The following is a 13,412-nucleotide window of genomic DNA, read 5'->3' as shown; positions in this document are numbered from 1 at the left end:
CCGGTACAGGACGAAATGACACCCTAGACTAGGGGTCGGTTTAGGTTGTGTGTTGAATCCTGCGTTTAGGCTTGGCCGGGCGGCCCGCCGGTGAGTTTACGCGACGACTGACAGCGCGTTGTCTGGCGGTTTAACCGTACAATGTCCTTGGGGAGGCATCTTGCAACGGCTGAGCACGAAGCCACTGCCGCTGCAGCGCCTTTGGATCGAATGGCCACCCTGTCAGTGATTGGGATTCATCAAGATTCAGCCCGGTCAGAACGTCACCCCAAACTTCGCACTGAACCCATGCTCCTGGGCGTCGCTTGCGATCTGCCCACTATAGGAAAGGCCGAGTGTGGCGCTTTCAGTGATGTCGAAGTCAAGACCGGCACGGATAAGCGCTGCATCTTCGGCAATCGGAACACCTGCCGTGGTAAAGCCATCTCCCGTGGCAAAGGCCAGTGTCGACAGCGGTGTGGTGTCGCCAAAGGCATGCTGCCAGCCAAGCGTGCCCTGCGCCCTTGCTTGCACACCACCCAGATTGAAATTGGTGGACGCATGCAGTCCCAACGTCGTGAAGGTGGTGTCAGTGGTCTCACCACGTGCCTGAAGCGCTGCAAGGCCGCCCTTCTCCGTAAACCCGTCCGTCTTGAGACTGACATGGGCAAGACCGGCGAAGGGTTCAAACGAAGCAAGCGTCGTGTCGATGCGATAGCCAGCCTCGCCAAAGGCCTGGAATGTGCCAGCATCATAGTCAGCCGCAAGCGTGTCCGCAAAACCCGGAAAAATCACCGAGCGATTGGTCTCGACACTGTGCCACGTATAGGCAAGGCCGCCGCTTAGCCGCAAGGCATTCCACTGACCACCGCCATAAAGTCCCAGATGGTAGTTCTCACTGGAGCCGGAAGCACTGCGGTCATCGACATGGAATGAGGAATGGCTGTAACCGGCCAGCAGACCAAGCCGCGTGTTGGCGCTGAGCGCACCGTCGATACCGGTCAGGAAACCACCGGTCGAACGATCAAGACCGGCAGCATTGCCATTGCCGTCAAACGAACCCCATGCACCAAAAGCCTGTCCCCAGCCAACCGGACCGATGCTGTTTGCTGCTGCGGTCGGGCTTACACCATCCGGGCCATAGGACAGAACAGGCATGGAAGATGTTGTTGACGTTGCAGTCGCCTCGTTAAAGGCCGAGCCAATACGTGCATTGACTGCATCGCGCACAAAATGGCTGTCCTCGATCAGTGCAGACTTGACTGAAGCGTGGATTTCTCCCGAAAGCGCATCGAGTGCGTAGCGGGCATTGTCTTCATCCGGAAGGGCGGCAAGCGCATCATAAAGAGCATTGCCAGCACCTGTGCTTTCCAGACCATTGCCCGCAGCACACTGATTACGCGTCCGGGCCACGTCGCAGAATGCCACTGCATTGCGGGTGGCGTCGATATAGACATGGTTGGCATCATAGGCGAGTGCCAGATTGACGAAGGGCATGTTCTGGGTGAGGGCGTCGAACGTGCCCGTAACCCCGCCATCGGCACCAAGGATGGTCCAGCGGCTGTCCGGTGTATAGACACCACCTGCCTTGATCGCATGGACCGTGCCGCCATCGATCGTCGCAGTACCGCTGACATCGATCAGATCGCTGGCGAGCGCCGGGGTGATCTCGGCTTCGTAGGTCGAGCCGGATGCAAAGGTGATGTCGCCGTCAACGGTCAGCGTGCCGATCGAATTGCCGGGCGCGATTATGGCACCGCTGGCAATTGTGGTCGTGCCCACCGTGCCGATGCCGTGGAGCCGACCGCCATTCAAAACATCAAGCGTGCCGCCCAATGTGCCGTTGATGGCGAGTGTTCCGCCCAATACGTTCGTTGTGCCAGTAAAGGCCGAGTTATCACCCGTTAAGATGGTGACACCGGCATAATGGTCGATTACGCCAAAGCCCTCCGCGGCGCTCTCGAGCGGCGAGCCAAATTGATAGTCCATTCCGGTGTGATTGAAGACAAGGTTTGCGCCTTGATAACCGAATCTGATCAGGTCGGCCTCAACGGAACCCGCTCCGACAGCCGCCGCCGGATTAGCAGGATCGTCCACTTCAGCCCCGACAGTCAGACGCGCAAGCGTCGTGTTCTTGTCGTCGCCGAGGACCAAAGCCGAGGCCGGGACGCCCGTCACCTGCAAGGCACCGCCGTTAGCGACCGTCAGGCGGCCGGTTGCCCCGGTCCCGCCATCGGCGACGCCGAGGAAAGTGGTCTGATAGAGTGAACCTGCGCCGGTGACAGAAAGCCGCCCCTTGCCGGCGCTGTCCCCGACAATGGTATAGCCGGTTGCCACACTGCCACCGTTGACGATGCTCAGGCCGGCGTCCGCTAACGGATCTGTCTGCGCAATGCCGACGGCAAAGACATAGTTGTTGCCACTGAACGGAATTGCCACACCATCAACGACTACATTTCCGCTGTTGACGGCGAGCGCATCGATATTCTTGGCGCCGGGGCCTGCAAGACGCAGCGTTCCTTCACCACGCTTGAAGAGAAAGGCGTCGTTGACGTCGACGTCGCCCGTCAGGCCTAGCACATGGCCGTCGGCCACTGAAATTGCTGCATCCCTATAATTGGCATTGCGGAATGCATTGTTGGTGTCAAAACTTCCGATGGCGCTCAAGCGCCCGCCCTCGAAGGTGATGGGCCCTTGCCCGAGTGCATCGCCACTATCAACCTCGACCGCGCCGACATGAAGGTTGAGACCGCCGGAGAAACTATTGGTCCCGGTCAGCGTCAGTGTACCAAATCCGGTCTTGGTGAGCGCCCCGGTGCCGGAGATGTCGCCATTGGCCGTCAGCTCGGTATCGACATCGGTATCGAAGGTGCCGCCACCCGCATCAAGTGCAATGTTGCGCGCCGTGGTGAGGGTTGCCGTGTTCTGCAGCGTGCCGCCATCCAGGGTCAGTCCGCCGCTTGAATCACCGAGACTATCATCCGATGAAATCGAGAGCGTACCGGCCTTGATCGCCCAGGGCGTCACCGCGGAGGTCGTTCCGGTCAGCGTCCAGGTGCTGGCCCCGGTCTTCTCGAATGCCTCAAAGCCACGATATTGTTGCGCATCGCCGATAGTAGAGACATCGAATGAGCCGCCATCCGCACCGCCCAAGGCAAATGTGTCGTTCGTTCCGGTGGCGGTAGCGTCGACATTGCCGGTGATGGTGGAACCGTTCCAAAGCTCCAGCCGGTTGCTTCCGCCGGTAAACTGGATCGCATTGGCGCGGATTACGCTGTCACCGGACAGACCGCCGGAAATCGTCCCCGAATTGGTGATCGTGAGATTGGAGCCGGCAATGCCCGCGCCGCCTGCGCCGTTGCCGCCACCATTGCCGCCGCTGACATGGCCCGATTGAATCAGACTTCCTGCATCGAAGATTAAGCCGACACCACCGTTCCCCCCATTGGCACTGCCGAAGGTGGTGTTCCCGGCATTCCCGCCCGCTCCGCCATTGAGGTTGCCCTCGACGATCAGGGACGTGCCTTGATAGGCCAGTCCGGCCCCACCATCACCGCCATTGCCGGGCCCATAGACAACAGAGTTACCGCCCGTTCCACCTTGCCCCCCGCTCAGACTGTCACCTGCTGATACATTGCCCGCTCCACCGCCGGTTACAACTGCACCGTAGCCGCCAGCTCCACCGCCTCCACCATCGCCGCCCGTAGTACCAACACCGGTTCCTGGTGCGTTTCCGCCTCTGCCGCCGTCTCCGCCAGTGACCGTACCCGAGGGGATCGTGTTACCAATATATCCATGTGCACCGCCGCCACCGCCACCGCCACCTGCAAAAGTGGTGTCGGTCACATCGCCGCCGGCCGCTCCATCGTCGCCCGCTACGGTTCCACCAATGCCGCCGGTCCCGGCACTTCCCGGTCCGGATTCGTACCTGCCATCGCCACCATTGGCTCCCGGTCCGCCGCCGCCGCCGCCCGCCGCCGAGCCCTGGCCATTTTGTCCCGGTTGCCCCATATGACTGGCATCAACGCCGCCGCCCGCTCCGCCATAGCCGCCGCCGCCGTTTCCGCCTCCCGCAACTGCGGAACCGGAAGCGAGCAATAAAGTGAGAACAGAGCCTGTTGCCAAAATGGAGGCAAAGGTGTTTGCTCGCCATAGAGCAGCGTGTTTGCCACGATCAATTGCGGACAGCGCGGTTGCCGCGCCAAGAGTACATTTCAGTTTGCTGAGGTAAGAACCCAAAATTCCACCTGTGCGGCGATACGCTGTCTTTCGTTCGACCATGTCGCAATTCCCCTCGTCACTGCGGCAAGCAAGCGCCACTCGGACCCCTCACCTAGCCGCTCCAGTTTGAACCATCTCCGATAAACAGGAATTCCGTCTCCGATCCGCCGAAGGGCGCACCGCCTGATCATGGACTTGATCGTAGTAGCAAGCCGGTCCCGGTTTGCAATAAAAATAATCTCAATCGACATGCAGGTTCGACAGATCGACATAGTCCTCCGGCTCGGTGCATATGTGCCCGCAAATCGTCGGTCAGACTGTTGCCGGAAGACTGTGTGGCGAATCAGATTCCAAGACGGCTGCGCAACTCCGCACGATACGCCCGCGCGACGGTCCAACGCTGCGGGACCGCTCGCACCTTGAGATCCCAGCGCTCGCCACTTGTCCCCGCGTGACGGTCGAGCGTTTCGACGTGCAACAGATTGACGATCGCGGTGCGATGGATGCGCAGAAATTGGCTCTGTGACAATAGTCCCGCCCACACCGTCAGTGACCGCAGGTCGAGGACGATCGATCCGTCCACCAGGAATACCTGGGTATAGTCCTTCGCCGAACGCAGCCCAAGCATCTCTTCGGTTGCGACACCCCGTACCGCGCCATGCAAGCGCAGATAGATGAGTGGCGTAAAGGGAGATGCCAAAGGCCGGCCACGCGATCGGTCGTCGCGCCCTGTTGTTGCGGAACGGGCGAACGAAAGCCCGATCAGGGTGGCGCAACGCGACAGCGCCCGCACATCGTCTTCTCCCCATCGGTGATGGGACCGGGTTGCATCAAAGCCGACACAGGCGACCAACCGGCCATCTGAGAACACCGGCACGCTGACGACGCTCTTGTCGTCCTGGCGCAGCATTTCAGCCTGCAGATCGCGGGCGGCGCGCGGTAAAGCGCTAACATCGTTGATCATCACCGCACGGTTCTCGACCAGGAACTGATGCAGCCAGGCGATCATTGTAACCGGAGCGTCCTGCAGGTCCTGCAGATATGACTTTATCGAACCGCGGCTCCATTCATGGGTATTGCGAAAGCGCAGCAGCGCTTCATCATATTTGAACAACCAGGCCCGGTCGGCATTGGCATCCTTCCCGATCTGCTCCAGCAGCGTCGAGATTGCTTCATCAACCGGCATCGACAACAGGGCCTGCGCAGCCAGATATGCCCAGCCTGCGCCATCGCGCCTGCCGTCGCCGTCGCGTGCGACATCTTCATTCAGGTCGGTGATCTCGTAGGCAGGTTTTGAAGCGGCTTTCATCATTCTAGTATCTGCCCGAAAACCGTCCATTAGTCGATGATGGCAACAGCCAGGCATTCGCCGAGAAAATGTGGTAAGGCAGCGCCCACCCGCAAACCGCAAAACCTATACGGGATCGGTTTGCGAGCGAATTTACCGGGCCACTCGCGAGACCAATCGCAGATTTCGATCTGCGGCGTAGAATGCATCGGATCAGTGCTCATTGTGAAAGCTGCTGGCGCTGGCGCTGCACGATGTCGCCGACGGTGTTCTTGCTGATGCCCAGATCACGAGCGATCCACCGATAGCTGCGGCCTTCTGCGACCGATGCCATCACTTTCGGGGCAAGTCGATCTGATTTCGGGCGCTGTCCGGTTTGGCGGCCGAGCCTCTTCCCGCGCGCCTTTGCGGCGGCAAGCCCGGATCTGACACGCTCGCTGATGAGATCACGTTCGAACTCGGCAATGCCAGAGAGAAACGTCGCCAGCATCCGTCCGTGCGGTGAGGAAAGGTCGAACACCATGCCGTTCATGGCGATGAGAGAAACCTTCCATCCTTCCAGCTCGCGCAATGTGTTGAGAAGATCAATTGTTGAGCGCCCCCATCTGGAGAGTTCCGTGACTATGATGGCATCGATTTGTCTTGCCTGCGCGAGTGTCATCACCTTCTTGCGCTCCACACGATCCATTTTCGTGCCGGAGCCTGTTTCCTTGAATATCGCGGAAACCTCATATCCGGCTCGGTCAGCGAATGCAGTCAGGTCGCGCTCTTGCCGCTCGCATGACTGATCGGCAGTCGAAACGCGGCAATAGATGGCGGCGCGCTGTCCCAATTGAACCCTCATGGATTTTGTTGTCGGAAGGCCTTGATTTGTAAGGCCCGATTGTTGTCCAAAACAGACTATACCTCAATAGGGACAATTCCGGTATGCCACGACGACATATTCTCACCGAACGACAGCGCTCGGCACTCTTCGATTTGCCAACCGACGAATTGTCGCTGCTCAGGCATTACACATTGGCCGACGACGATCTGGAACATATCCGTGAACGGCGTAGACCGGAAAATAGGCTCGGGTTCGCTTTACAGCTCTGCGCCCTTCGTTATCCCGGTCGTGCGCTGACACCTGGCGAGCTGATCCCGCAAGAAGTTTTGTCCTTCATCGGAGCGCAGCTCGGCGTTCCGGCTGATGCGCTTCTCACTTACGCCGCGCGCCGCCAGACTCGTCAGCAGCACATGGAAGCCTTGCGCGAGATTTACGGTTACAAGGCGTTCGCGGGCCGCGGCGCTCGCGATTTGCGAGATTGGCTTTTCGATCAGGCCGAAGATGCCAGGTCCAATGAAGATATGGCACGGCGTTTTGTCTCGCAATGCAGGAAAACGGCGACGATCCTGCCAGCTGTGTCCACGATAGAGCGCCTGTGTGCCGATGCTCTCGTTGCTGCCGAGCGACGCATCGAGACACGAATTGCCGACCAGCTCGACCTTGAGGCGCGTGAGCGGTTGGACGGACTTCTAACCGAAATGGTGAACGGAAACATTAGCCGTTTCATTTGGCTGCGTCAGTTCGAGGTTGGCAGCAATTCGGCATCGGCGAACCGCTTACTTGATCGGCTGGAATTCCTTCGCGGTCTGGAAATCGATCCGCAGATTCTCTTCAGCATCCCGCCACACCGTATCGCCCGCCTGCTTCGACAAGGCGAGCGCTACTTCACTGATGGCTTGCGCGACATCAGCTCGGATCGAAGGTGGGCGGTTCTCGCCGTTTGCGCCGTCGAATGGGAAGCCGCGATTGCTGACGCCATCGTCGAGACCCACGACCGTATCGTCGGGAAAACTTGGCGAGAAGCCAAACGGCTCCATGACGAGCGGATTGCCAGTTCCAAAGGGGCCGTTACCGATACGCTTCGCGCTTTCACGGCATTGGGAGCCACATTGCTGGAGGCCCGCGACGACGGCGTTCCGCTGGAAAATGTATTGGCGCAATCAGTTGAAAGGCATCAGCTTGAACAATTGGTTGCAGCAGGGACACAGCTTACCAACAGGTGGGCAGACGACCCACTAGCCCATGTTGGACAAGGATATCATCGCTTCCGTCGATACGCGCCAAGGATGTTACGATGCTTGAAGCTGAAGGCCGCGCCGGTAGCCGAGCCATTGATTGTCGCTGCGAAAGCCATCGGTGGAACCCGTGCGCCGACACCCACTGATGTGTCGTTCCTGCGACCAAATTCGAAATGGCATCGTCATCTCCGCGCGCAAGATGGGAGCGACAATCGTTTATGGGACGTTGCGGTCCTCTTCCATCTTCGCGATGCTTTCCGATCGGGTGACATATGGCTCGATCATTCCCGCCGATACGGTGATCTCAAGCAAGTCCTTGTGCCGTTGAGCTCGGCGCAGGCAAACGCCAAGCTGGCAGTTCCTCTTGATCCTCACGCCTGGCTGGCAGATCGCAAAGTCCGTCTTGCGGACGGTTTGAAACGGCTAGCGCGTGCCGCTCGCGACGGAACCATTCCCCATAGCAGCATTCAAGATGGAACGTTGCGGATCGACCGGCTCACCGCAGACGTTCCCGAAAACGCAGAGGAACTGGTTCTCGATCTCTATCGCCGAATGCCGCCGGTGCGGATCACAGACATCTTGCTGGAAGTCGATGAAGCGGTCGGCTTCTCCGACGCCTTCTCTCATTTGAGAACCGGAGCCCCGTGCAGCGACCGGGTCGGCTTGTTGAACGTCCTGCTTGCGGAGGGACTGAACCTCGGCCTTCGTAAAATGGCGGAAGCTTCGAATACGCATGATTACTGGCAGCTCTCACGCCTCGCCCGCTGGCATGTCGAGAGCGAAGCGATGGACCAGGCGCTGGCAATGGTGGTCGCAGCGCAGGGGAAACTGCCGATGTCCCGATTCTGGGGCATGGGAACCACAGCGTCAAGCGATGGCCAGTTCTTCCCTTCGGCACGTCAAGGCGAGGCAATGAACATGGTCAACGCGAAGTATGGCAACGAGCCCGGTCTGAAAGCCTACACCCATGTCAATGACCAGTTCGCGCCCTTCGCGTCGCAGACCATTCCCGCAACGGTCAGCGAAGCCCCGTACATCCTTGACGGATTGCTGATGAATGAGGCAGGTCGGCGGGTTGGGGAACAATACGCTGATACAGCGGGCTTTACCGATCACTTGTTTGGGACCAGTGCAATGCTCGGCTACCGGCTCATCCTGCGCATCCGCAATCTGCCGTCGAAACGCCTCTATGTGTTCAACCCCGCAGCAACGCCGAAGGATTTACGCGGCCTGGTCGGCGGCAAAATCCGCGAAGAACTGATTATGGCAAACTGGCCTGATCTGTTCCGGTGCGCTGCCACCATGACAGCCGGCAAGATAAGGCCGAGCCAGTTGCTCCGGAAACTTGCCTCCTATCCCCGGCAGAACGATCTGGCCACAGCACTTCGGGAAGTCGGGCGTGTTGAGCGCACTCTCTTTATAATAGAGTGGATTCTCGACAGCGATATGCAGCGCCGGGCCCAGATCGGCCTTAATAAAGGCGAGGCTCACCACGCACTCAAGAATGCCTTGCGGATTGGCCGCCAAGGTGAAATCCGCGATCGGACCACAGAAGGTCAGCATTACCGGATCGCTGGACTGAACCTGCTCACGTCGATCATCATCTACTGGAATACTGTCCATCCCGGCCATGCAGTCGCCGAACGACGAAATGCCGGTCTTGATGCCTCGCCAGAACTTCTAGCCCACATCTCTCCTTTGGGCTGGGCGCACATCCTGCTGACCGGTGAATATCTCTGGGCCATGGAAGTAAGTCCTTAGGGTGTCATTTCGCCCCCTGCCGGAATCGACCCCAAAAAGTCCGTTTCACTCAACCAGTACTCCGCCAGCGCGCAGCATCGCTTCTGCGGTATCGATGTCGTTGTCAGCAGCGGTGCCTATCTCAACATGGACTACGTCGACAAGACCGGATTCCACCAAGTGGCGCGCGCCGGTATCGCCGGTCAGTTTACGTATCTCGGGAAAAAGCGTGCGTGGCAGCAAGACCGGATTTCCTCGCTTGCCGCCATGCGTCGCGCGAACCACCGCCCGGCCTTCGCGCTTATGAAAGCTTGCGATCAGTCGATCGATGTCGGCCGCCGACACGCTCGGCATGTCGGCCAGCATAATTACCACGCCGTCTGCATCCTCAGGCAGCGCGGCAAGTCCGGCCTTGATCGAACTGGCAAGCCCATCGGCATAATGCGGATTTTCAACAAGCTCCATGTCCACGCCTTCAAGTGCCTGTCGCACCCTTTCCGACATATGACCAACAACGCCGAAAACACGCGAAACCTTGCTTGCACATACCAGCGACGCCGTGCGGCGGACCAGGGGAACACCGTCGAAATCCGCGAGCAGCTTGTTCTTGGCTCCCATGCGGATCGACCGGCCCGCCGCAAGCAGGATTGCGTAGACTTTTCCTTGCCGCGACGGCGGCGCCGGTTCGCGGGGCTGCGGTCGCGCCGGGATTTCCATGAGAAGACCCCCGACACCCATGCCGGCGAGCATGTCATTGTCGACGTCGATGCCAGCGATCAGCCGATCGAGCACCCAGTCGAAGCCGTTGAGCTTGGGGCTTCGCGCGCATCCGGGTGCGCCAAGCACCGGCTTTTCGCCGAGCCGACCGGTGACGATGAGATTTCCGGGATCTACGGGCATGCCCGCACGATGCACTTCGCCGCCGGCCGCTCGGATGGCCGCAGGAATGATATCGTCGAAATCGCACATCGCGGAAGCCCCGAATACGATGAGCATGTCACTATGGTGCGAGAGGTTCCCGATCGCTTCCGCCACCGCGTGGCTGTTATGCGGCACGCGCTTCTCGACAACAATACGGCTCGCCGAGCGCGCAAGTCGCTCCTGGGTTATCTGCGCCGTCTTATCGAGCACGCTATCCTTCGTGCCCGGCAGCACGGTCTGTACAAGTGCGACCTTCTTAGGCTGAAACGCATGGACGGCGAATGCTTCACGGCCTCGTAGTTGCGACCGCGTCTTTCGGATCAATGGCGCCGAAACCGCGAAGGGAATGATCTTCACCGTCGCGACCATCCGGCCGCTTTCGACCGCGGTATAGTCGGCCAGCGTAGCGATGGTGATCGCAGGATCTATCCGGTTGAGCGCGTCGATCAGCGTCTTGTCGACGGTGAAGACTCCGTCTCGACTGGCATGCAGATTGACGCGACCGGTAGCCACGGGTTTTGCCTCAACGCCCGCAGCTTCCAGCCCCGAGACGATGGCCGACGCTGCGGTGTCTTCGTCGAGATCATCTCGATCGAGTACTGCTGCGATGACCTCTTCCACTCCGGCTTCGCCGAGCATAGCGATATCGCGGGCCGTAAGGCGATGTGCCTTGCGTAGACGGATTGTGCCGGCGACCGTTGCATGAGCCAGGATCGCACCCTCCGCGTCTCTGACGCAAACCGGGCCGAACCTCACGCCGCTTTCTCCGTTTCCCGGTCGCTTCCACGCAAATGAAACGCCTTGATCACCTGTGCGAGCACCGCAACCGCGATCTGGGCTGGGCTCGCAGCTCCAATATCGAGCCCGATCGGTGCGTGGATCCGCCTCACCTGATCGGATGTCGCACCGAGCGCTCGCAGACGCTCAACGCGCTTGACATGGGTCTTGCTGCTTCCCAGCGCACCGATGTAGAAACAGCCCGCATCCAGTGCCGCCATCAGCGGTAGATCATCTATCTTGGGATCATGCGTCAACGCCGCGACTGCGGTAAAGGCGTCCAATGGCTGGTTCTTCAGAACGTTCTCTGGCCATTCGGTGTGTAAAGGAACATCAGGAAAGCGATCCGGCGTGGCGAAAGCCGTGCGTGGATCGATGATCTCCACATCGTAGCCCGCGATTTTTGCAATCGAAGCCAAAGCCTGGCTGATATGCACTGCGCCGATAACAACGAGGCGGGTTGGCGGGACATGAACGTTGACGAAGTACGTGCAACTATAAACGTCAACCACGCAGGACTTTCCGGTCCGAAAGGCGGTTTCGATGGTGTTGCTCAACACGGCGCAGGCAACGATCTCGCCCTCGCAAAACAGGCGATTGCGCCCATCCTTGAGATCAGTCAGAAGAATCACCGCCCGGCGGTGGCGACGTTCTCGATTTAGACGTTCGAGGACAAGCGGGTCCATGTCGTTTAGCCCAATGGCTCGACGTACACTTTGATCCGGCCTCCGCAGGATAATCCGACCTGCCAAGCCGTCTCATCGGTCACTCCGAATGCCATCATGCGTGGCTTGCCGCTGGCGATAACGTCGCCCGCCTCGAAAACTACTGTGCCCTCGACGCAACCGCCTGAAACCGAACCTTGAAAATTGCCATCGACATCGATCACGAGATGACTGCCGACAGGACGCGGCGCGGAACCCCACGTTTCGACAACCGTCGCAATGGCAACGTTCCGGCCCTCCTTCATCCAAACTTCCGCGACCATCAGCGGATCGGCGATTTCATTGACCGTTCGGGTCTTTCCCATGCAAATCTCTCCCTACCAGTCCGGCGCAGATCTGAACCGTTGCCAGAGTCAGCTTGCCGATGCGTTATCAATTTTCCTGCGCCAAGGCTGGTAAACGGACCTTTTCGCCAAATTTGGAAAAGAACTGCGTGGCCAGCTTGCGCGCGGTGGAATCGATCAGCCGACTGCCGAGTTGGGCAATCTTGCCACCAACGTCGGCCTTGACCGTATAAGACAGGATCGTGGCATCCGGCCCATCTGGCCGCAGTTCGACATCCGCTCCCCCCTTGGCAAAGCCGACGACGCCACCCTTGCCCTCGCCCTTGATCGTATAGCTGTGAGGAGGTTGAAGATTGACAAGTTCCACTGCTCCCTCAAACCTTGCTTTGATCGGTCCGATCTTCAACGTCACCGTCGCAGTCATTTCGGTGTCGGAGAGCTTCTCCAGCGTCTCGCACCCCGGTATGGCCTGACGGAGAATTTCCGCATCGTTCAGGGCGAGCCATACTGTTTCTAGCGGAGCATCGATACGCTCCTCTCCAGTCATGTCCATGATCAGTTACCGTTTCTCTTGGGCGGTTCTGCCTTCTGCACGCGCTGCCCTCGGCGACGCGCAAGCGTGATTTCAGCAAGAATCGAGAGTGCAATCTCTTCAGGGTCAATGGCACCGAGATCCAGCCCTGCAGGTGCTTTGATAAAGTCAATCGTCGCTGCCGCGATACCTTCATCAAGAAGCTTTTGGCGCAATGCTGCCATCTTTCGCCGACTGCCTACGAAACCATAATAGTCGGCCTCGAATGCCAGGCCTGCCTTCAGCGCAGCTTCATCGCCCTTGCCTTGAGTGGATATGACGACGAAGAGGCGTGCTGCTTGCGGAGTGTCGAATGCGAAACCATCGATCAGTCGGTCAACTTCGGGAGTATCCATCAAATCGGCCAAGGGTGCGGCAAGCGTTACGTTGAAACCAAGCGGCCTGGCCTGTTCGGCCAGCGCAAGCGCAACGGGACTTGCGCCCAGGACGATGAGAACAGGTCGTGGCAGCACCGGCTCGACGAAGATATCCATGGTTCCTTGGCTCGGGCACATATTCTTGGCGAACTTCACGCCATCGCGGTCATCACCTGCCTTGACCCCAAGTTCTTCGAGCAGATTTTCCGGCTGGATGGACACCAGCCGGGACTGACCGTCGGCAAGGGCTTCGCACGCAGCCTTCAGGGTCGCACCGCGCGCGCAACCGCCGCCGATCCAGCCGGCCTCGATACTGCCGTCCGGGCGAATGATTGCCTTGGCGCCCGCCTTGGCGGCGGTGACAGAAACCGTCCGCACGACGGTTGCGAGGACAAAGGGTTCATCTGCGTCCTTTAGGCGGGAAACCAGATCAAGCACATCGACATGGGCGTTCACAGTCACCTC

General features: G+C 59.3%; 9 protein-coding genes. 1 reads left to right on the top strand and 8 read right to left on the bottom strand.

Annotated features, from left to right (window positions below):
* Positions 1-255 precede the first annotated feature (255 nt).
* The 3 genes from ABKW30_RS21225 to ABKW30_RS21215 form a co-directional block, all read right to left on the bottom strand.
* The gene (locus tag ABKW30_RS21225) at positions 256-4,260 is read right to left on the bottom strand and encodes an autotransporter domain-containing protein (protein ID WP_348600919.1); all 4,005 of its coding nucleotides are present in this window, start codon (positions 4,258-4,260) and stop codon (positions 256-258) included.
* Positions 4,261-4,543: 283 nt separating this feature from the next.
* Complete coding sequence (locus ABKW30_RS21220; RefSeq protein ID WP_348600918.1) at positions 4,544-5,512, bottom strand: GAF domain-containing protein; 969 nt, start codon at positions 5,510-5,512, stop codon at positions 4,544-4,546.
* Positions 5,513-5,708: 196 nt separating this feature from the next.
* Positions 5,709-6,320: a recombinase family protein gene (locus ABKW30_RS21215; protein ID WP_348600917.1), complete on the bottom strand. Its 612-nt coding sequence runs from the start codon at positions 6,318-6,320 to the stop codon at positions 5,709-5,711.
* Between the two features lie 95 nt (positions 6,321-6,415).
* Between ABKW30_RS21215 and ABKW30_RS21210 the strand changes: the two genes are divergently transcribed.
* On the top strand, positions 6,416-9,313 hold the full coding sequence (locus ABKW30_RS21210; protein WP_348600916.1) for a Tn3 family transposase: 2,898 nt from the start codon (positions 6,416-6,418) through the stop codon (positions 9,311-9,313).
* A 45-nt stretch (positions 9,314-9,358) separates the two neighbouring features.
* Here ABKW30_RS21210 and ABKW30_RS21205 read toward each other — a convergent pair whose 3' ends face one another.
* The 5 genes from ABKW30_RS21205 to ABKW30_RS21185 form a co-directional block, all read right to left on the bottom strand.
* Positions 9,359-10,969: a molybdopterin-binding/glycosyltransferase family 2 protein gene (locus ABKW30_RS21205; RefSeq protein ID WP_348600915.1), complete on the bottom strand. Its 1,611-nt coding sequence runs from the start codon at positions 10,967-10,969 to the stop codon at positions 9,359-9,361.
* Entirely contained in the window at positions 10,966-11,676 is a 711-nt protein-coding gene (locus ABKW30_RS21200; protein ID WP_348600914.1) for an XdhC family protein, read from the bottom strand. Before ABKW30_RS21200 ends, ABKW30_RS21205 begins: the two co-directional genes overlap by 4 nt.
* Before the next feature lie 5 nt (positions 11,677-11,681).
* Entirely contained in the window at positions 11,682-12,020 is a 339-nt protein-coding gene (locus ABKW30_RS21195; protein ID WP_348600913.1) for an XdhC family protein, read from the bottom strand.
* Positions 12,021-12,087: 67 nt separating this feature from the next.
* Positions 12,088-12,558, bottom strand: a complete 471-nt coding sequence (locus ABKW30_RS21190) for a carbon monoxide dehydrogenase subunit G (protein ID WP_348601105.1) — start codon at positions 12,556-12,558, stop codon at positions 12,088-12,090.
* Positions 12,555-13,403: an XdhC family protein gene (locus ABKW30_RS21185; protein WP_348600912.1), complete on the bottom strand. Its 849-nt coding sequence runs from the start codon at positions 13,401-13,403 to the stop codon at positions 12,555-12,557. The genes ABKW30_RS21190 and ABKW30_RS21185 overlap by 4 nt, the downstream gene beginning before the upstream one ends.
* Between the last annotated feature and the right edge of the window lie 9 nt (positions 13,404-13,412).

Source organism: Phyllobacterium sp. SB3 (genome assembly GCF_040009165.1).
Lineage (GTDB): Bacteria > Pseudomonadota > Alphaproteobacteria > Rhizobiales > Rhizobiaceae > Phyllobacterium.
This window is presented reverse-complemented; position numbering and strand designations above follow the sequence as displayed.